An 18514-nucleotide genomic window follows, 5' to 3' on the forward strand; every position below is an offset into this window, starting at 1 on the left:
CGCTTTATGGGTGATCGGCACCTTTCCGAGCGCGAGGCAATCACTTCGTAACCCCGGATATCTGTCGCGCTACGCGCGTTGACCCTAGGCTGCGGCACGCAGGATCCAGAGACTCGAAGGGGACCGATGTCAGCGACTCCGCAGAAGAACCGTGCGACCCGGCGGGTGCTCGCCGCCGTGGCCGGGCTGACCACCGCAGGCGCGCTCGTCGCCGCGATGCCGGCCGGCGCCCAGGACCGGGGGTCCGGGCACGGCCACCCGTCCCGCACGGTCGACGTGCAGCTGCTCTCCTTCAACGACCTGCACGGCAACCTGGAACCGCCGGCCGGATCCGCCGGGACGGTCAGTGAGACGCAGGCCGACGGCACGGTGAAGTCCGTCCCGGCCGGTGGCGTCGAGTACCTCGCCACCTCGCTGCGCACCGCGCGCCAGGGGAACCCGTACTCCGTCACCGCGGCCGGCGGCGACATGGTGGGCGCGAGCCCCCTGCTGTCGGGACTCTTCCACGACGAGCCCACCATCGAGGCGCTCAACGGGCTCGACCTCGACGTGACGGCCGTGGGCAACCACGAGTTCGACGAGGGGGCCATCGAGCTCGCCCGTCTCCAGAACGGCGGATGCCACCCGGTCGAGGGCTGCTACGAGAAGGGCAAGAAGTTCAAGGGCGCGGACTTCCCGTACCTCGCCGCCAACGTGACGGAGGAGAAGACCGGTAAGCCGGTCCTCAAGCCGTACACGGTGTGGAAGAAGAACGGCGTCAAGATCGGCTTCATCGGGGTGACCCTGGAGGGCACGCCGAACATCGTCACGGCCAACGGTGTCAAGGGCCTGAAGTTCCACGACGAGATCGAGACGGTCAACAAGTACGCCAAGGAGCTGGACCGCAAGGGCGTCAAGTCCATCGTGGCCCTGATCCACGAGGGCGGGGCCCCGGCCTCCACCTCGTACAACTACGACTGCGACAGTCCGGGCGCCGGTGACGGCATCTCCGGGCCGATCGTCGACATCGCCAAGGGCATCACGCCGAAGGTCGACGCCCTGGTCACGGGCCACACCCACCAGGCGTACGTGTGCACGGTCCCTGACCCGTCCGGAAAGCCGCGCATGGTCACCTCGGCTTCCTCGTTCGGCAAGGTCTACACGGACACGACCCTCACCTACGACCGCCGTACCAAGGACATCGTCCGTACGTCGGTGAAGTCGGCCAACCACGTCGTCAGCCGGGACCAGGCCAAGGCCGCCGACATGACCGCGCTGATCGCCCGCTGGAACGCACTCGCCGCGCCGATCGCGGGCCGTCCGCAGGGCTTCATCTCCGCCGACATCAACGGCCGCGGCTCCACGGCCCCGGAGAAGCCGCTCGGCAACCTGATCGCCGACGCCCAGCTTGAGGGCCTGGCCCCGGCGGACAAGGGCGGCGCGGTCGTCGCGTTCATGAACCCGGGCGGTATCCGCTCCGACCTGGTGTACGCGGCGTCCGGCGGTGAGGGCGACGGGGTGGTGACCTACGGCGAGGCGTTCACCGTCCAGCCGTTCACCAACATGATGAACGTCGTCGACCTGACCGGCGCCCAGCTGGTCACCGCGCTCCAGCAGCAGGTCAGCGGCTCCAACGCGGCGTCCCCGAAGATCCTTCAGGTCTCGAAGGGCCTCACCTACACGCTGGACCTGACGAAGTCGGGCGCCGAGCGGGTGGTGGCGGACACGATCCGTCTGAACGGGGAGGCGATCGACCCGGCGAAGACGTACCGCGTCGCGATGAACGAGTTCCTCGCGGGCGGCGGCGACGGCTTCGCGGCCCTCGGCCAGGGCACGAACAAGCTGGTCGGCGCATCCGACCTGGACCTGTTCAACGCCTACCTGGCGGCGCACTCCACGGCTGACGCCCCGCTGGCCCCGCCGGCCACGGACCGGATCACGATCGTGCAGTAGTCCGGCCGGGACGCACGGCACAGCCGTCACCGCCCACCGGTCCGACGGCGCCGCCGCGCGTCTCTCCACGGCCCCGAGCCCTCCACGGTTCGGGGCCGTCGTGCGTCCGGGGGCAGGGGCGCACCGCTGCGGCGGCCGGGTGGCACGTCTTCGACTTGCCTGCCAGGAAAGCTTGCCCATCAGGAAAGTCGGAGGTAACTTTCCCAGCAGGAAAGTCGAGCGGGGTGACGTGCCCCGACCGTCTCGGAACGTCAGGGGAGGCGACGGCCGTGAGCACGCCGGTGGATGCCGAACAGGCATGGAACGACCTGCAGCGCATCCGTGTGCCGCAGGAGCGGGTGTACGACGAGATCGAGCGGAGCGCGTCCGGCGGCCCCGGCGCGGCCTACGCGACGGCCGCGATCATGTGGGTCTTCCTGGCGGGCCAGGGCCTTGACCTGCCCTTGTGGGGGGTCCTGCTGTCCCTCGCCGGGTACGTGGCGCTGCTGGGCGCGGTGGCCGTGATCTGCGGTCGCAGGAGCCGGATGAGACTGCACCACTCCCGCTGCAACCGGCGGATGTCGGCCATGTTCGCCGCCGGGGCGGTGGTGACCGGCGGGACGACCCTGCTGTCCGGTCACCTGGCAGGTGGGCTGGAGCCGATGGCCGCCGGTCTGATCCAGGCCACGGCCTCGACGGCCGTGTTCCTGCTGTTCGTCGGGCCGGCGCGCCGCTGGGTCGCCGACTCGGTGCGCGTCGGCGAACGGGCGGGCCGATGAGCACCCCCGCCGGCTTCGACGAGCTGATCCATCCCGCCACCCGGCTGTCGGTGGCCGCGTTGCTCGCCGCCACCGAATGGGCGGACTTCGCCTTCGTCCGCGACAGCCTCTCGCTCAGTGACTCCGCGCTCTCCAAGCAGCTGCACACCCTGGAAGAGGCCGGATACCTGGAGGTCCGCAAGGAGGGCGGCGGACGCAAGCGCCGCACGAGGGTGCGGCTGACGGACCGTGGCCGCGCCGCCTTCGACGGGCATGTGGCGGCGCTCAGGGCGATCGTCGAGGGCGCCGGGGCCACGGCGCCGGCCGGCCCCGTGGCGGACGGCGACACGGTGACGGCCGCGACCGGGGCGGCGCCAGGGCAGCAGCACCACGCGGAGGCAGGACGATGACGACACCCAGGCCCACACCCGTACGACCCGCACCGCCCGGCGCGACCGCCCTCCCCGTCATCCGGGCACGCGGTGTGACCATGGCGTACGGCGACGTCGACGTCCTCCACGGCATCGACCTGGACATCCACCAGGGCGAGGTCTTCGCACTGCTCGGGCCCAACGGCGCGGGGAAGACCACAACGGTCGAGATCCTGGAGGGCTTCCGGCAGCGCTCCTCGGGCGAGGTCAGCGTCCTCGGCGCGGACCCGGAGCGGGGAGACGACGCCTGGCGCGGCCGGATCGGACTGGTCCTGCAGTCCTGGCGTGATCACCGCCGCTGGCGGGTCGCCGAGCTTCTGACGCACTTCGCGACGTACTACCCCGATCCGCGTGACCCGGCAGGGCTGCTGGACCTCGTGGGCCTCACGGGCCAGGCGGGCCAGCAGGTGGACCGGCTGTCCGGCGGCCAGCGGCGGCGGCTCGACGTCGCGCTCGGCATCGTCGGCCGCCCCGAACTCCTCTTCCTGGACGAGCCGACCACCGGTTTCGATCCGGAGGCGCGGCACGAGTTCCACCTCCTGGTCGAGCGGCTGGCCCGCGAGGAGGGCGTCACCGTCCTGCTCACCACACACGACCTGGTGGAGGCCGAGCGGCTCGCCGACCGGATCGCCATGCTGGTCGGCGGCCGGATCCGGGCCTGCGGGACCCCGGCGGAACTGGCCCGGCGGGCCGCCGCGCAGGCGGAGGTCCGCTGGACCGCCGACGACGGCACGGCCCACCGCGAGCGCACCGAGGACCCGTCACGGCTGGTCTGGGAACTCCACCAGGACGCGACCGGTCCGATCGCCGGCCTGGAGGTCCGACGCCCGACGCTGGAGGACACCTACCTGCACATGGTGCACCGGGAGGACGACGGCGCGGACGAGGCCGTGGAAGGGGAGGCGCAGGCCGTATGAAAGGGACGAGCATGACCGGGAAGACGGACGAGGCCGGCGTGGCAGACGTGGCGGAAGTGAACGGCGCACCGGGTGGGACGAAGAGGTCCCGCCCCACCCGCACCTACTGGCGGGCCGGCTTCCTCCGGGGCGGCATCGAGCTGCGGCACCTCCTCCGCAACCCCAAGGAGCTGTCGGGTCATCTGACCAACGTCGTCGTCGCGTTGCTGGTCGCCGTCTACATCAACGACGACGTGCCCGGTACTCAGACGCCGATGTCCCATCTGGTGATCGCGGGCTTCGCCGCCTATCTGCTGTTCCAGGTCGGGCTGATCAGTCTTCCGCAGATACTCGTGACCGAGCGGGAGGAGGGCGCCCTGCTGCGGCTGCGCGCCACGCCCGGCGGGATACCGGCCTACCTCATCGCCAAGTGCCTGCTGGTGGTCGTCACGGCGGTCGGCTCCCTGGCCCTGCTCCTGGCGGCCACGGCGCTGGTGGCGGACGGGCCGCTGCCTCGCGGGCCGGGGGACTGGCTGACGCTTGCGTGGGTCACCACCCTGGGGCTGCTGGCCGTCGTACCGCTGGGGGCGGCCATCGGGGCCGTGCTGCCCAACCCGCGCGAGGCGCTGGCGTTGATCATGCTGCCCACGATGGGACTGCTCGTCACCTCGGGGGCGGTGTTCCCCATTACCGTGCTTCCCGTCCCGGTCCAGCAGGTGGCCTCCGTCTTCCCGTTGAAGTGGATGGCGCAGGGGCTGCGCTCCGCGCTGCTGCCGGATTCCGCGCAGGCCGCCGAGCCGGCCGGCTCCTGGGAGCTGCCCATGGTCGCCCTGGTGCTGACCGCCTGGGCGGTCATCGGCTTCCTCCTCGCGATCCCCCTCCTGCGCCGCGCCGCTCGCCGTGAGTCCGGCTCCCGGATGAGCGCACGCCTGCGCAAGGCGGAACAGGGCGGGGCGAAGGCCTCGTAGGTACGGTTCCGCGAGGGGCGCGCAGGCCCTGGGGGAGGCCCCATTCCCTGGTTGTTCTGTACGCGCCATAATCCGGTCCATGGTGACCCTGGGCGCGACCGAGCGAAGCAACGACGGCAGCCGCGGTATCGACCGCCGGCGCTTCCTGACCGGAGCGGCGGGCCTCACCGCGGGCGCCCTGCTGAGTGCCGTACCGGGTACGGCGGGTGCCGCGTCGCGTTCGGTGCGCGGCACCCAGGACTGGATGGGCGCACTCGCGGACAGCACCCCGCTGCGCCGCCTGACGATCCCGGGAACACACAACTCGGGTGCGCGCCACGGCGGCCTCTGGACCGCCTGCCAGAACACGACGGTCGCCGAGCAGCTCGACAGTGGCATCCGCTTCCTCGACATCCGCTGCCGGATCAGCGGCGACGCGTTCGCGATCCACCACGGAGCGTCGTACCAGCACCTGAACTTCGACGACGTCCTGACCGCCTGCCGGAACTTCCTGACCGTCCGTCCGTCCGAGACGGTGCTGATGCGGGTCAAGCAGGAGTACTCCGAGGAGAGCGACGCCGCGTTCCGGCGGATCTTCGACCTCTACCTCGACGGCAAGGGCTGGCGATCGCTCCTCCGGCTCGACCCCACGCTCCCGGACCTGGGCGGGGCACGCGGCAAGGTCGTGCTGCTCGCCGACAACGGCGGTCTCCCGGGCGTCAGGTACGCCGACTCCGCGCTCTTCGACATCCAGGACGACTACATGGCGGAGCCGTTCGCCAAGTACCCCAAGATCGTCGCGCAGTTCCGGAGGGCCGCGCAGCAGCCCGGCAAGCTGTTCATGAACTACGTGAGCACCGCCGCCCTGCTGCCACCGCGCTGGAACTCGGACCGGCTCAACCCGCAGGTCCACGCGTTCCTCGGCGGGGCGGAGGCGGCGGGCTGGACCGGGCTCGGGATCGTCCCGTTGGACTACCCCGCGACCCGTTCGGGGTTGGTGGAGTCGCTGATCCGGCACAACCCGACCGGTTGAGAGGTCACTGCGCCCAGTGGGCGGCCCGTTCGGCGGCGTAGGTGCACAGCCGGCTGGACCGGACCGAGGAGAAGTCGCTCGATCCGGAGGGTTCGCGGGACTTCATTCGCGGCATCGCGCAGAGCACGAAGGTGTGAGGATCCGGGTCCTGGAAATCCAGAGGCGCACGTCCTCGAAGTCCTCGAAGTCCTCGAATGCCGAGGGCTCCGACTGTCTCGAACCGGCCGAGCACGAAGGCGAGATACTGCTGCGTGAGAGCGACCGGCCCGACGTGGTCGTGCGTACGTCTCGCGCCAAGCTCCGGGCCTTCCTCGGCGGAGCCAAGGAGGGCGAGTTCGACGACCTGGCCTGAACCGCACGGTGCCCAGGCCTCGTGCGGAAGGTGTCCGGGCCCGTGCGGCCGACCGGGGTCGGCCGCACGGTGAGTTCCTCAGGCCTCAGCAGTGGATCGCCGAGCACGAGGGGCGGTTCCAGAAGTGCCGGCCGGTCTCAGCGGAACGCGGCGACATTGCGGGCGGCCCAGTCGGCGAAGGGGCGCGGGGGGCGGCCGAGGACCTGCCGCACGTCCGGGCTGACGCGGAGCTCGGACGGGTGCGGGGAGCCGAGTATGTCCAGGGTGTCGTCGGCGAGCTCCGCCGGCATGCTCCGCGTCATGGCGGCCTTCGCCTCGTCGCGTGTGAGCTCGTGAAACCTCACCGGTGAGCCCAGCGCGGCGGCGATGGCCTCCGCCTGCTGGCGCGGAGTGACCACCTCCGGGCCGGTCAGTTCGTACACGCCGCCGGTGTGCCGGTCGTCCAGAAGGCAGGCCGCTGCCACCGCAGCGATGTCCGCCGGGTCGATGACCGGCACCCCGATGTCGCCGAAGGGCGCGGCGACGACCCGTTGTGTGCGGACGGACTCGGCCCACCACAGGGCATTGGAGGCGAAGCCGCCCGGTCGCAGGATGGTCCACTCCAGGCCGGACTCCCGCAGCGTGTCCTCCAGTGCGCGCATCGCGATCCGTGTGGGGCCGAAAGGCCTGGTCGCCACGCCCAGCGTGGAGAGCAGGACGACCCGGCGGACCCCGCCGGCCACGGCTTCGCCGATGAGGTCGACAGGGCTGGCTCCCGTGGCGTGCAGGTCGCCGGACAGCAGCAGGAACAGCGCCTTCGCACCGGCCAGCGCGGGCTTGAGGCTGCCCGGTTCGGACAGGTCGGCCGCCACGTGGCGGACGCCGGCAGGTACCGCTGCCGTGTGCCGTGACACGGCGATCACCGGCCGGCCCGCCTCGGCGAGGGTCTGCGTCAACGGTCGGCCGATGTTGCCGGTGGCCCCGGTTACTACGATCATCTTCAGCTCCTGGTCGGAAGTCCTCGGTGGCCTGCACGCTAGGAGCGGGGCTTACTTTTGGTAAGGACGTACCTCAAGGTAAGTTCATGACATGAGGGAAGGCGTGCAGCGCAAGCGGGTCGAGGCGGGGGAGCGGTATGACGTGTTTCACACCGACTGTCCCGCGCGCGACATGGTCGACCACGTGACCAGCAGGTGGGGTGTCTGGGTGCTGATCTCCTTGCGGAGCAACAACCTCCGGTTCTACGAGCTGCGCGAGAGCATCCAGGGCATCAGCGAGAAGATGCTCTCCCAGACCTTGCGCGCGCTGGTCGAGGACGGCCTGATCTGGCGGAAGGTGGAGCCGACGACGCCCCCTCAGGTCACCTACGGGCTGACCGAGTTCGGCCGGGACGTCGGCGAGCCGCTGACGGAGCTGTTCGACCGGATCACGCGGCGGCTGTCACCGCGCAGCGCGGGATAGCGGGCCCCGCCGACGGCTCTGAGCCGCCCCGCCCTCACCCCTCCGGCGGTGGCGTCGGCGCCCCCGGCAGTCTGATCGACGCCACCGTGCCGGCTCCGCCCTCCGCCGGGCTCAGGGCGACCTCGCCGCCGGCGTGCTGGACCGTGCGGGCCACGATGGACAGGCCGAGGCCCGAGCCGGGGAGCTGACGGGCCGAGGGGGAGCGCCAGAACCGGTCGAAGACGTGCGGGAGGTCCTCGGCCGGGATGCCGGGGCCGTGGTCCCGTACGGTCAGTTCGCCGCGGTGCAGGTTCACCTCGATCGTTCCGCCGGCCGGGCTGAACTTCACCGCGTTGTCGAGCACGTTGACGACCGCCCGCTCCAGGGCCGCCGGTTCGGCGCGTACGTACCAGGGGGCCAGCTCGGCGGTGATGGTCAGCTCGGGGCCGCGCAGCCGGGCACGCTGCAGGGCGTTACGGGTGATCTCGTGCAGCGCGACCACCTGGAGGGGGCCGGGCTGGGCGGCGTCGGGACGGGAGAGCTCCTGGAGGTCGCCGATGAGGGCGGCCAGCTCGGTCATCTGGGCCTTGACCGAGGACATCAGTGCCCTGCGGTCGTCGGGCGGGATGGCGCGGCCCGTGGCGTCACTGCGGGCGAGCAGCTCGATGTTCGTACGGAGCGAGGTGAGCGGGGTGCGCAGTTCGTGCCCCGCGTCCGCGATCAGCTGCGACTGGCGGTCGCGGGAGGTGGCCAGGGAGCCGGCCATGGCGTTGAACGAGCGGGACAGGCGGGCGATCTCGTCCTCGCCCTCGACCGGGATCCGGACGGTGAGGTCCTCGGTCTCGGCCACGTGCGCGACGGCGTGCGCGAGGTCGTCGACGGGGCGCAGCCCGGTGCGGGCGATCCACAGGCCCGCGGCACCCGCGCCGACGACGCCGATGCCCGAGACGAGGAGCAGCACCCAGGCGAGGGTGGAGAGGGGGTCGGTGACCTCGCTCAAGGGGCGGGCGATGGAGACCGCTAGGCTCCCTGAACCCGCGCCGGGGTCGCCCCGGACGGCCAGGGGGGAGGTGTGGACACGCATGTCCTCACCGTTCTCGGCGGTCGCCGAGTGCAGGGCGTAGGCCCGTTTCCGCTCGGCCACCTCCCGGTCCCGGTCGCCGACAGGCAGTTTCGAGGCGGCGTCGGGAGCGATGCACACCGTGCCCTGGGAGTCGATGAGCTGGACCGTCGCACCGGTGAAGGGCCGGGGCGGCAGCGGGGTGGTGCCCCGGCAGTAGGCGTACAGATCGGCCAGGTAGGGCTCGTCCACCTTGGAGCCGCGCAGCGACTCGTCCAGCTGGTGCTCCAGCTGCTCCCGCGTCACGAACCAGCAGGCGGCGGCCACCGCTGCCACCGCGACCGCGACCGCCATGGCGACCAGCAGGGCGAGGCGTGAGCGGAGCGGCAGTGCGCGGAGCCGGCGGGGGAGGCCGGTCACCCGTCACCGCCGCCGGAGCGCAGGGCGTAACCGACGCCCCGGACCGTGTGGACGAGGCGGGGCTCGCCCCCCGCCTCCGTCTTGCGGCGCAGGTACATCACGTACACGTCCAGGGAGTTGGAGCTGGGCTCGAAGTCGAAGCCCCAGACCGCCTTGAGGATCTGCTCGCGGGTCAGCACCTGCCGGGGGTGGGCCAGGAACATCTCCAGGAGGGTGAACTCGGTGCGGGTCAGCTCGACCCGGCGGGTACCCCGGGTGACCTCGCGGGTGTTCAGGTCCATGCGGAGGTCCGCGAAGGACAGCACGTCGTCGTCGGGGAGCGGTCCGCCCGCCGCGACGGCGTACGAGCTGCGGCGCAGCAGGGCGCGGATGCGGGCGAAGAGCTCGTCCAGCTCGAAGGGCTTGACGAGGTAGTCGTCGGCGCCGGCGTCGAGACCGGTGACCCGGTCGCCGACGGTGTCACGGGCGGTGAGCATCAGGATGGGCGTGGTCGACCCGGTGGACCGGATGCGCCGGGCGGCGGTGAGGCCGTCCATGCGGGGCATCTGGATGTCCAGGACGATCAGGTCGGGGGCGTACGACTCGGCCTTGGCCAGGGCGTCGTAGCCGTCCACGGCCACCTCCGTCCCGTACCCCTCGAACGCGAGGCTGCGTTGCAGCGCCTCGCGTACGGCGGGCTCGTCGTCGACGATCAGGACGCGCTGGGGATCGTCTTCGGCGGGGCTCATCGCTTCTTCGTCCTCTTCCCTCGTTCCGGGTGTGCTGCGGCTCTCAGCCTCGCACGGCCGCCGCGCGGCGTCGCGCGGCACGTCGCCCGCGGCCGGTGCCGCTGCGGACCTCGGACGGGCGGGCACCGGACGCGGCGGCGGTGACCGGGGCGGCCAGTTCTGCGGCCAGGGCCAGCGGGAGGGCCAGAGCGGCCGGGCCGGCGGCCACGGGACCGGTGTCGGGGTTCATCGGGACCTCCTCGTCAGGAGCCGTCGCCGGCGCGCAGGGCGTCCAGGTCGGCCTTGAGGGTGTTGACCGGGATGGCGAAGCCGAGGCCCACGCTGCCCGCCGCCGAACCACCGGAGGCACTGGCCGAACTGGGCGAGTACATCGCGGAGTTGATGCCGATGATCTCGCCGTTCATGTTGATCAGCGCGCCGCCGGAGTTGCCGGGGTTGAGTGAGGCGTCTGTCTGGATGGCCTTGTACGTCGTCTTGGACGAGCCGGTGTCGCCGTTGAACTGCTGTCCGCCGAACTCGAACGGCCAGTTCTGGCCGCCCTGTTGTTGCTGCTGTTCCGGCTCCTCGTCCTTGGCGACCGTGACGTCGCGGTCCAGCGCCGAGACGATGCCGCTGGTCACCGTGCCGGTCAGACCCTCGGGGGAGCCGATCGCCACGACCTGGTCGCCGACCTTCACCGACGAGGAGTCGCCGAGCGAGGCCGTCTTCAGTCCGCTCGCGCCCTGGAGCTTGATGAGCGCCAGGTCCTTGTCCGGGTCCGTACCGACGACGTCGGCCGTGTACGTCTTGCCCGTGCTGAGGGCCACCTCGATCTTGGAGGCGCCGGAGATGACGTGGTTGTTGGTGACGATCTCCCCGTCCGCCGTGATGACGACACCGGAACCGGTGGCCTCGCCCGACGAGGACGTCGCGCTGATCTCGACGATGGCCGGCGACACGGCCGCCGCCACACCGGAGACCGTGCCGGCGCTGCTCTGCGAGACGGTGGTGCCGCTGACGACGCCGCCGGAACCGGAGCTGCCGGAGCCACCGCCCGCGAGCTCGCCGATGAGGGTGGCGGTGCCGCCGCCGATCGCCGCGGCGGCGATCGCCACGGCGGCCAGCAGCGCGAGCGGCCTCTTGACCCGGCGCTCGGGCTTCGGGGTGTCCGGGGCCGGGAAGGGCTGGGGCGCCGGGGCGGGCCAGGCGTAGGCGGCGGTGGGCTCCTCGGCGGTCGGCCGCCCGGGTCCGTAGGCCGGGGGCGGCGGGTAGGCCGCCTCGCCACCGCCGTACGCGGCGCCGGCGTACGGACCGGTGCCGTGCGAAGCGCCGGCGTACGACCCCGTGCGGTAGGCGCCGTCGTCGTACGAACCGTTGTCGTGCGAGGGGGACATCGGGGACTCGCCGCTCGGGCGGTGGCTGTCGGTCATGTCTACGAGAGTGGCCAGCGAACATGAGAGCAGCCTGAGTACGTCCTGAGAAGCCCGGCAGAACCTCGTATGCCCGAAATAAGGAAGCGCCCCGCTACGGCGCGGGCACCGTCGGCTCGCCGCAGCCGCACGACCGGCGCACCACCAGAGCGGACGGGAACTGCTTCAGCCGCTCGCGCCTCGAACCCGAGACCCGCAGCGAGTCGTCGAGGACCAGGTCCACGGCTGCCCGGGCCATCGCCGGACGGTCCGAGAAGACCGTCGTGAGCGGCGGATCGGTCAGCCCGGCCTCCTTCACGTCGTCGAAGCCCGCGACCGCGAGCTCACCCGGCACGTCGATGCGCAGCTCGCGCGCGGCCCGGAGCACCCCGATGGCCTGGTCGTCGGTCGAGCAGAAGATCGCCGGGGGCCTGTCGGGGCCGGAGAGCAGCTTCAGGGCCACCTGGTAGGCGTCGTAGCGGTTGTAGGGGGCGTGGAAGAGCCGGCCCTCCGTCGGCCGCCCGGCCTCCTGCATCGCCCGGCGCCAGCCCTCGATGTGGTCGGCGACCGGGTCACCGACCACCGGGGTCGACTCCATGCCGCCGAGGCACGCCACGTAGGCGTTGCCGTGCTCCAGGAGGTGGCGGGTGGCGAGCTGGGCGCCGCCGACGTCGTCGGTGACGACCGCGACGTCGTCGATCGCCTCGGGGCGTTCGTGCAGCAGGACCACACGGGCGTCCCATGCCTCTATCTCGGCGGCCGCGCGCTCACTCGGACCCTGGCTGACCAGGATCAGCCCGGAGACCCGCATGCCGAGGAAAGCCCGCAGATAGTGGACCTCGCGCTCGTCGCGGTAGTCCGAGTTGCCGACGAGCACCATTTTCCCGCGCTCGGCCGCCGCCTGTTCGACCGCGTGCGCCATCTCGGCGAAGAACGGCTGCCGGGCGTCCGGCACGATCATCCCTATGAGGTCGGTGCGCCGCGAGGCCATGGCCTGGGCGACCCGGTCGGGCCGGTAGCCCAGCTCTTTGATCGCGGCCAGCACCCGCTCGCGCGTGGCCGGGGCGACCGGCCTGGGTCCGTTGTTGATGACGTAGCTGACGACCGCTGTCGAGGTCCCCGCCAGTCTCGCCACATCGTCCCGCGTCACCTTGGCCACGCGCGGCAGTCTACGCGGATCGACCTACCGCTTGGCAGGCCGGACCGGGGCTTCTTCCACGATTTCGGCATCCGCCGACTGCTCCGTACGGGTGACCTCCCCGTCCGCGGGCCTGGACGCCGCCTTGGCCTTGGCGTCCTCGCCTCCCCGGTCCGCCTTCTCGGGGGTGACGAAGCGGTAGCCGACGTTGCGCACGGTGCCGATCAACGACTCGTGCTCCGGGCCGAGCTTGGCCCGCAGCCGCCGTACGTGGACGTCGACCGTGCGGGTGCCGCCGAAGTAGTCGTAGCCCCAGACCTCCTGGAGCAGCTGGGCGCGGGTGAAGACCCGGCCCGGGTGCTGGGCGAGGTACTTGAGCAGTTCGAATTCCTTGAAGGTCAGGTCGAGGACCCGGCCCTTGAGCTTGGCGCTGTACGTCGCCTCGTCGACCGACAGGTCGCCGTTACGGATCTCCATGGGGGAGTCGTCGGCGGTGATCTGCTGGCGGCCGGTTGCCAGCCGCAGCCGGGCTTCGACCTCGGCGGGGCCCGCGGTGTCCAGCAGGACGTCGTCGATGCCCCAGTCGGCGGTGACGGCCGCGAGACCGCCCTCCGTGACGACGAGGATCAGCGGACAGCCGGGTCCGGTGGACCGCAGCAGCTGACAGAGCGAGCGCACCTGGGGGAGGTCGCGACGGCCGTCGATGAGAATGACGTCGGCACCAGGGGTGTCGACGAGGGCTGGCCCCTCGGCGGGGGCCACCCGCACGCTGTGCAGCAGAAGGCCGAGGGCGGGGAGCACCTCCGTCGACGGTTGAAGGGCATTCGTCAGAAGCAGCAGTGAACTCATCGCCGCCCACCTGCCTGGGTCGTCGGTCGATCGTGCACGTTCAGCTCGCCCATTACGTCGGTCCTCCTCGTTCCCTGCGAGAGGGGCACTCCCGGGTCGGACCCGGGGGAGTATGCGGCACTGCTTCGTACTCCCGTACGGCCATCACCCGCGACGGCCGTCATACGGTTCTTACCTTGCGGCCCCGCGCCCGGGGACCGCTGAGCTTGTGGAAACGTCGCCGTAACAACGCTCGGAAAGCACAAAAGGACCCGGGGGCTGCTTTGCCCGGATCCTCTTCGCAGCAGAATAGCCCACATGAGTTCTGTGTCCGAGGGTCGTTTCTCGAGTTCTTCTGTTCCCTCGATCACGCCGGCCCCTCGGCGCACCACGTTGCTGACCGGTGACGGGGTCCGTATCGAGGCGGTGTACACCCCGTGTACGGCGGGTTCCGGGGGCGCCGAAGGCGGTCGGTCCGGAGGGACCGCCGTCGTCCTCGCGCACGGGTTCACCGGCAGCGTCGACCGGCCGGCGCTGCTGCGGGCCGCCGAGGTGTTCGCCCAGCGTACGGCCGTGATCACGTTCTCCTTCCGGGGCCACGGAAGGTCCGGCGGACGGTCCACCGTGGGTGACCGCGAGGTCCTGGACCTGGCGGCCGCGGTCGCCTGGGCGCGGTCGCTCGGACACCGTCGCGTCGTTACGGTCGGCTTCTCCATGGGCGGCTCCGTGGTGCTCCGGCACGCCGCTCTGTATACGGCTCGGGAAGCCGGTGAATCCGCGATCGAGAAACCCGGGACAGCGGGAGCCGAACGGGTGGAGCGGCGCGCCGGAGCGCATAAGGCGCATGAGGGGCGCGTGGGAGCGCGCTTTGGCGGATCGCATGCGCTGGCGGACGCCCATACGGACGTGGTCGTCTCCGTGAGCGCACCGGCCCGCTGGTACTACCGGGGCACCGCCCCGATGCGCCGGCTGCACTGGGTCGTCACCCGTCCCACGGGCCGGCTGGTCGGCCGCTACGGCTTCCGCACCAGGATCCACCGCGAGGACTGGGACCCCGTGCCGCTCTCGCCGGTGGAGGCCGTCCCGCTGATCACCGCGCCCCTGCTGATCGTGCACGGCGACCGCGACCCGTACTTCCCCGTCGACCACCCGCGGATGCTGGCAGGAGCGGCGGGCGACGGGGCGGAGCTGTGGCTGGAACACGGCATGGGCCACGCGGAGAACGCCGCTGACGGGGGACTGCTGGCCCGCATCGCCGACTGGACGGAGTCGGCGTGATTCATGATGGACAGCCGACGTACGACGAAAGGGGTGCTGCCATGGCAGCGGGGACGATCCGCTACTGGGCCGCGGCCAAGGCCGCAGCGGGGACCGCGGAGGAGCCGTACACGGCGGAGACACTCGCCGAGGCGCTCGACGGTGTGCGCGAGCGGCACCCCGGTGAGCTGACGCGTGTACTGCTCCGATGCTCGTTCCTGATCGACGGGGATCCGGTGGGGACCCGAGGTCATGAGACCGTACGGCTTGCCGAGGGCGGCACGGTCGAGGTGCTCCCGCCGTTCGCAGGAGGGTGAACCGCAGACCATGAGCAACAACGATCAGCAGTATCCGTACGACCCGGGACACGGGCGGCAGCAGGACGGGCAGCAGCAGCCCTACGACCCGGCGTACGGGCAGCAGGACCAGCAGCCGGTGTTGGGGCAGCAGGACCAGGTGCCCGCCTACGGGCAGCAGCCCTACGACCCCGCGTTCGGACAGCAGGACCAGGTGCCCGCGTACGGACAGCAGCCCTACGACCCCGCGTACGGGCAGCAGAGCCCTGATCCGGCGTACGGGCAGCCGACCCCTGACCCCGCGTACGGGCAGCAGCCCGCGCAGCCCGCGTACGGGCAGCAGCCCGCGCAGCCCGCGTACGGGCAGCAGCCGTACGCGCAGCAGCCGCCGCTGTACCCGGAGCCCGCCGTGTACCCGGAGCGGGGCGGTCCCCAGGCCGCCGGCGGCCAGGGCGCGGCCCAGACGTGGGAGGGCCAGACCTGGGACACCCGCTACCAGCCGACGATCCAGCCGCAGCACCACCGGGCGGCACCCCCCGCGCAGGTCGCTCCGGGTGCCCACCCGCTGCCGCCCGAGGCTCCGGCGGCCCCGTCCGCCCCGTCCGCCCCGCCCCCACCGAGGGCTTCGGCGACGGCTCCCGGCGGCTCCGACTACAGCGCGCCCACCACTCTGGGCAACAGCCGGATCACCGACGCCCAGCGAGCCCGTGCCGAGGGGCGTTCGCCGATCATCGCGCCGGGGATGCAGCCGGCCGCGATCACCGCGGGACTCGGGCTGCTCCTCGCCCTCGGTGCCTCGGTCGGGCCCTACGCCCTGCTCGTGCCCCTGGTGCTGCTCCAGGCCGTGACGGCCGCCGGGTGGTTCCGGCTCAACGGCATGTGGCCGGCCAGGCAGGGCATCGCGCTCGCGTTCGCCGGCGGTGTCGTGGCCGATGCCGTGCTGCTCGCTGCGGGCCGGAGCAACGCTCCGGCGGCCATCCTCGGCACGCTCGGTGTCTGGGTGCTGCTCACGCTCGTCCTCCAGCTGCGCAGCCGTGCCGGGGCCGACGAGCGGATGTACGGCCTGACGGCCACCGTCGCGTCGGCCGCGCTCGCCGTGCTGGCCGCCGGGCACCTGGCGGCCGTCCCGGACGCGGTGACGGTGGGCGGTGTCGCGGTCGCCGTGGCCGTGCTCGTCAGGGCCCTGCCGCTGCCCGGGCCGGCCTCGGTCGTCGTGGCGCTGCTCGCCTCGGCGGGCGCGGGCCTGGCCGCCGGAGGGCTCACGGACTTCGGTGCACAGGCCGCGTTCCTGGGGTTCGCGGCCGGCGGCTGCGCGCTGATCGGGCTGCGGGTCGCGAGCTACGACTACCCGTCCCGCTTCGTGCACATGACGGCAGGGGTGGCGCTGCCGCTCACCGCCGCTGCTCCCGCCGTGTACCTGATCGGCCGTGCGATCGCCTGACGTACCGGGCGTGCCTGACGTCCCCTCACGCCTTTCCCCGCTGCCGGGGAACCGGCCGGGCCCTCTGCTCGTCGATCATTCCGGGTGCGCCGCACCGGCGGCAGTAGGCTCACGTGCACCAGAGGTCCGGCCGGTCCGAGTGGGGGAACGACAAGCATGCGAGCACTGCGCATACTGCTGATCATCGCCGTGGTGCTGGGCGGCGTCTTCGTCGCCGTGGACCGCGCCGCCGTGTACTTCGCGGAGTCGGAGGCCGAGGGGCGGGTCGCTTTCGGTGGCGCGGAGGCCGGTTCGACCGATGTCTCGATCAAGGGCTTTCCCTTCCTGACGCAGGTCGCCGGGTCGGAGTTCGACCGTGTCGACGTCACGGTCAAGGACATCCGGGCCAGCGCGGCCGGGCGGGCCATACGGATCAGTGAGATCCAGGCCCAGCTGCGGCAGGTCACGCTGGGCGCGGGCTACTCCAGTGCGACGGCCTCCCGGGCCACCGGGACGGCCGTCATCTCGTACGCGGCCCTCACCGAGGCCGCCGACGAGGGCGTCACGGTCGCCTACGGCGGCGACGGCAAGGTCAAGGTCACCGGCTCCGTCCGGATCCCGCTGCTGGAACAGACGGTCACGCGCAGCGTGCTCTCCACGGTCACCCTGGTCGACGGCGACACCGTCAAGGTGCGCGCCGACGAGGTCCCGGGTGAGGGCATCCCCGGCCTGGAGGGCCTGGTCAGGAAGAAGACCGACTTCGAGCGCGGTATCGGCGGGCTGCCCGAAGGCCTGAAGCTGGAGAAGATCGAGGTGGCGCCGGGCGGCCTGGAGATCTCGATGACCGGCGCCGACATCCGGCTGGCGGGATGACAGCGGCACATGGGCGGCTCCGGATGACTTCCGGCGAGGCCGGGTAGAGACGCTGCGGGCGGGCGCACCGGGTGCGATCCAGATATTGAGACGAGCCCGTCCGATCCGTAGATGCCCCTCGGGCCGGGCCGCCGGATCCGAGGACCCCGAGCTGGTCGGGCGGGGCGCTCGTCCCACATCGCGGACGATCGTGTCTCATCATCCGACACGACGGTGACATCTCCGCCCGTACCTCCCTACGATCGGACGCATGAAGCGACAGGCGGACCTCACGAAGCGGCGGGCAGTAGACCTGTGCCGCGTCGCCGCCATGCTCTGTCGCACTTTCTGAGCGGGACCTTCCCCGTTTCCCCCGGCCCTTCGACCACGTCAGGGCCGAATCCGTGCCTTCCGTACGCGTTCCGCTCCGAGCCCGCGCGTACACCGCACTCCGCACCACCCCGCCGCAGACTGCCCCGGAGGAGAAACACATGAGCCGCGCAGACGTTCTGGTCGACGCCGACTGGGTCGAGGCCCACATCGACGACCCGCAGGTCGCGATCGTCGAGGTCGACGAGGACACCTCGGCCTACGAGAAGAACCACATCAAGAACGCGATCCGGATCGACTGGACCAAGGACCTCCAGGACCCGGTCCGCCGTGACTTCGTCGACCAGGCCGGCTTCGAGAAGCTCCTGTCCGAGAAGGGCATCGGCAACGACACGCTGGTCGTCCTCTACGGCGGCAACAACAACTGGTTCGCCTCGTACGCGTACTGGTACTTCAAGCTGTACGGCCACGAGAACGTCAAGCTGCTCGACGGCGGCCGCAAGAAGTGGGAGCTCGACTCCCGCGACCTGACCGACGCGGTCCCGACGCGCCCGGCCACCCAGTACAAGGCCAAGGCCCAGGACGAGTCGATCCGCGCCTACCGCGACGACGTCGTGGCCGCCATCGGCAGCCAGAACCTCGTCGACGTGCGTTCGCCCGACGAGTTCAGCGGCAAGCTGCTCGCCCCGGCGCACCTCCCGCAGGAGCAGTCGCAGCGCCCCGGCCACGTGCCGAGCGCCCGCAACATCCCGTGGTCGAAGAACGCCAACGACGACGGCACGTTCAAGTCGGACGACGAGCTCAAGGCCCTCTACGAGGACGAGAAGGTGGACCTGTCCAAGGACACCATCGCGTACTGCCGCATCGGTGAGCGCTCCGCGCTCACCTGGTTCGTCCTGCACGAGCTGCTCGGCCAGGAGAACGTCAAGAACTACGACGGTTCGTGGACCGAGTACGGCTCCCTCGTGGGCGTGCCGATCGAGCTCGGCGCCAACAAGTAGTCCGACGCCGACACGGCATTCCGCAGGACCCGATCAGCAGGACCCCGAC

At 71.5% G+C, this 18514-nt stretch carries 21 protein-coding genes; 14 read left to right on the plus strand and 7 right to left on the minus strand.

What is annotated here, in order from left to right; all coding sequences use genetic code 11:
* The first annotated feature begins 126 nt into the window (after positions 1–126).
* From OO67_RS03340 to OO67_RS03370, 7 genes are all read left to right on the plus strand, one after another.
* A complete protein-coding gene (locus OO67_RS03340) occupies positions 127–1932 on the plus strand; it encodes a bifunctional metallophosphatase/5'-nucleotidase (RefSeq protein ID WP_033297073.1) in 1806 nt (601 codons plus the stop codon).
* Between the two features lie 269 nt (positions 1933–2201).
* A complete protein-coding gene (locus tag OO67_RS03345) occupies positions 2202–2690 on the plus strand; it encodes a hypothetical protein (RefSeq protein ID WP_208860953.1) in 489 nt (162 codons plus the stop codon).
* The gene (locus OO67_RS03350) at positions 2687–3079 is read left to right on the plus strand and encodes a transcriptional regulator (RefSeq protein WP_033297075.1); all 393 of its coding nucleotides are present in this window, start codon (positions 2687–2689) and stop codon (positions 3077–3079) included. The genes OO67_RS03345 and OO67_RS03350 overlap by 4 nt, the downstream gene beginning before the upstream one ends.
* Entirely contained in the window at positions 3076–4017 is a 942-nt protein-coding gene (locus tag OO67_RS03355) for an ABC transporter ATP-binding protein (RefSeq protein ID WP_051709109.1), read from the plus strand. Before OO67_RS03350 ends, OO67_RS03355 begins: the two co-directional genes overlap by 4 nt.
* Before the next feature lie 11 nt (positions 4018–4028).
* Entirely contained in the window at positions 4029–4964 is a 936-nt protein-coding gene (locus OO67_RS03360) for an ABC transporter permease (protein ID WP_078597615.1), read from the plus strand.
* 79 nt (positions 4965–5043) lie between these two features.
* Positions 5044–5976, plus strand: a complete 933-nt coding sequence (locus OO67_RS03365; protein ID WP_051709111.1) for a phosphatidylinositol-specific phospholipase C — start codon at positions 5044–5046, stop codon at positions 5974–5976.
* Positions 5977–6115: 139 nt separating this feature from the next.
* Entirely contained in the window at positions 6116–6328 is a 213-nt protein-coding gene (locus OO67_RS03370; protein ID WP_244300078.1) for a DUF397 domain-containing protein, read from the plus strand.
* 137 nt (positions 6329–6465) lie between these two features.
* On the opposite strand, the gene OO67_RS03375 is transcribed toward OO67_RS03370, so the two are convergent.
* Positions 6466–7305: an SDR family oxidoreductase gene (locus tag OO67_RS03375; protein ID WP_033297076.1), complete on the minus strand. Its 840-nt coding sequence runs from the start codon at positions 7303–7305 to the stop codon at positions 6466–6468.
* 91 nt (positions 7306–7396) lie between these two features.
* On the opposite strand from OO67_RS03375, the gene OO67_RS03380 reads away from it, so the two are divergent.
* Positions 7397–7768 (plus strand): winged helix-turn-helix transcriptional regulator, encoded by a 372-nt coding sequence (locus tag OO67_RS03380; protein WP_033297077.1) that lies wholly within the window; start codon positions 7397–7399, stop codon positions 7766–7768.
* 34 nt (positions 7769–7802) lie between these two features.
* Here the strand turns inward: OO67_RS03380 and OO67_RS03385 are convergent, their stop codons facing one another.
* The 6 genes from OO67_RS03385 to OO67_RS03410 all read right to left on the minus strand — a co-directional run bounded on the left by OO67_RS03385 (position 7803) and on the right by OO67_RS03410 (position 13330).
* Entirely contained in the window at positions 7803–9227 is a 1425-nt protein-coding gene (locus OO67_RS03385; protein ID WP_033297078.1) for a sensor histidine kinase, read from the minus strand.
* A complete protein-coding gene (locus tag OO67_RS03390; protein ID WP_033297079.1) occupies positions 9224–9955 on the minus strand; it encodes a response regulator transcription factor in 732 nt (243 codons plus the stop codon). Before OO67_RS03390 ends, OO67_RS03385 begins: the two co-directional genes overlap by 4 nt.
* A gap of 43 nt (positions 9956–9998) precedes the next feature.
* Positions 9999–10184: a hypothetical protein gene (locus OO67_RS03395; protein WP_033297080.1), complete on the minus strand. Its 186-nt coding sequence runs from the start codon at positions 10182–10184 to the stop codon at positions 9999–10001.
* Between the two features lie 13 nt (positions 10185–10197).
* A complete protein-coding gene (locus OO67_RS03400; protein WP_033297081.1) occupies positions 10198–11364 on the minus strand; it encodes a S1C family serine protease in 1167 nt (388 codons plus the stop codon).
* A gap of 94 nt (positions 11365–11458) precedes the next feature.
* Complete coding sequence (locus OO67_RS03405; RefSeq protein WP_033297082.1) at positions 11459–12502, minus strand: LacI family DNA-binding transcriptional regulator; 1044 nt, start codon at positions 12500–12502, stop codon at positions 11459–11461.
* Between the two features lie 24 nt (positions 12503–12526).
* Positions 12527–13330, minus strand: a complete 804-nt coding sequence (locus OO67_RS03410) for a winged helix-turn-helix transcriptional regulator (protein WP_033297083.1) — start codon at positions 13328–13330, stop codon at positions 12527–12529.
* Between the two features lie 297 nt (positions 13331–13627).
* Between OO67_RS03410 and OO67_RS03415 the strand changes: the two genes are divergently transcribed.
* From OO67_RS03415 to OO67_RS03435, 6 genes are all read left to right on the plus strand, one after another.
* Positions 13628–14587, plus strand: coding sequence for an alpha/beta hydrolase (locus OO67_RS03415; protein ID WP_078597617.1), 960 nt, complete (start codon positions 13628–13630; stop codon positions 14585–14587).
* A 41-nt stretch (positions 14588–14628) separates the two neighbouring features.
* Positions 14629–14883 (plus strand): MoaD/ThiS family protein, encoded by a 255-nt coding sequence (locus OO67_RS03420; protein WP_033297085.1) that lies wholly within the window; start codon positions 14629–14631, stop codon positions 14881–14883.
* A gap of 10 nt (positions 14884–14893) precedes the next feature.
* Entirely contained in the window at positions 14894–16303 is a 1410-nt protein-coding gene (locus OO67_RS03425) for a membrane protein (protein WP_033297086.1), read from the plus strand.
* Between the two features lie 156 nt (positions 16304–16459).
* The gene (locus OO67_RS03430) at positions 16460–17155 is read left to right on the plus strand and encodes an LmeA family phospholipid-binding protein (RefSeq protein ID WP_033297087.1); all 696 of its coding nucleotides are present in this window, start codon (positions 16460–16462) and stop codon (positions 17153–17155) included.
* Positions 17156–17405: 250 nt separating this feature from the next.
* Positions 17406–17486 carry a putative leader peptide gene (locus tag OO67_RS40760; protein ID WP_350310325.1) on the plus strand — a complete coding sequence of 27 codons (81 nt, stop codon included), beginning with the start codon at positions 17406–17408 and terminating at the stop codon, positions 17484–17486.
* A 139-nt stretch (positions 17487–17625) separates the two neighbouring features.
* Positions 17626–18465 (plus strand): sulfurtransferase, encoded by an 840-nt coding sequence (locus OO67_RS03435; RefSeq protein WP_033297089.1) that lies wholly within the window; start codon positions 17626–17628, stop codon positions 18463–18465.
* Positions 18466–18514: the final 49 nt, after the last annotated feature.

Source organism: Streptomyces atroolivaceus (assembly GCF_000717025.1).
GTDB lineage: Bacteria > Actinomycetota > Actinomycetes > Streptomycetales > Streptomycetaceae > Streptomyces > Streptomyces atroolivaceus.

Coding starts and splice junctions, on each gene's coding strand:
- OO67_RS03340 (WP_033297073.1), top strand. CDS start 127: ATGTCAGCGACTCCGCAGAAGAACCGTGCGACCCGGCGGGTGCTCGCC.
- OO67_RS03350 (WP_033297075.1), top strand. CDS start 2,687: ATGAGCACCCCCGCCGGCTTCGACGAGCTGATCCATCCCGCCACCCGG.
- OO67_RS03355 (WP_051709109.1), top strand. CDS start 3,076: ATGACGACACCCAGGCCCACACCCGTACGACCCGCACCGCCCGGCGCG.
- OO67_RS03360 (WP_078597615.1), top strand. CDS start 4,029: ATGACCGGGAAGACGGACGAGGCCGGCGTGGCAGACGTGGCGGAAGTG.
- OO67_RS03365 (WP_051709111.1), top strand. CDS start 5,044: ATGGTGACCCTGGGCGCGACCGAGCGAAGCAACGACGGCAGCCGCGGT.
- OO67_RS03375 (WP_033297076.1), bottom strand. CDS start 7,305: ATGATCGTAGTAACCGGGGCCACCGGCAACATCGGCCGACCGTTGACG.
- OO67_RS03380 (WP_033297077.1), top strand. CDS start 7,397: ATGAGGGAAGGCGTGCAGCGCAAGCGGGTCGAGGCGGGGGAGCGGTAT.
- OO67_RS03390 (WP_033297079.1), bottom strand. CDS start 9,955: ATGAGCCCCGCCGAAGACGATCCCCAGCGCGTCCTGATCGTCGACGAC.
- OO67_RS03395 (WP_033297080.1), bottom strand. CDS start 10,184: ATGAACCCCGACACCGGTCCCGTGGCCGCCGGCCCGGCCGCTCTGGCC.
- OO67_RS03400 (WP_033297081.1), bottom strand. CDS start 11,364: ATGACCGACAGCCACCGCCCGAGCGGCGAGTCCCCGATGTCCCCCTCG.
- OO67_RS03410 (WP_033297083.1), bottom strand. CDS start 13,330: ATGAGTTCACTGCTGCTTCTGACGAATGCCCTTCAACCGTCGACGGAG.
- OO67_RS03415 (WP_078597617.1), top strand. CDS start 13,628: ATGAGTTCTGTGTCCGAGGGTCGTTTCTCGAGTTCTTCTGTTCCCTCG.
- OO67_RS03420 (WP_033297085.1), top strand. CDS start 14,629: ATGGCAGCGGGGACGATCCGCTACTGGGCCGCGGCCAAGGCCGCAGCG.
- OO67_RS03425 (WP_033297086.1), top strand. CDS start 14,894: ATGAGCAACAACGATCAGCAGTATCCGTACGACCCGGGACACGGGCGG.
- OO67_RS03430 (WP_033297087.1), top strand. CDS start 16,460: ATGCGAGCACTGCGCATACTGCTGATCATCGCCGTGGTGCTGGGCGGC.
- OO67_RS40760 (WP_350310325.1), top strand. CDS start 17,406: ATGAAGCGACAGGCGGACCTCACGAAGCGGCGGGCAGTAGACCTGTGC.
- OO67_RS03435 (WP_033297089.1), top strand. CDS start 17,626: ATGAGCCGCGCAGACGTTCTGGTCGACGCCGACTGGGTCGAGGCCCAC.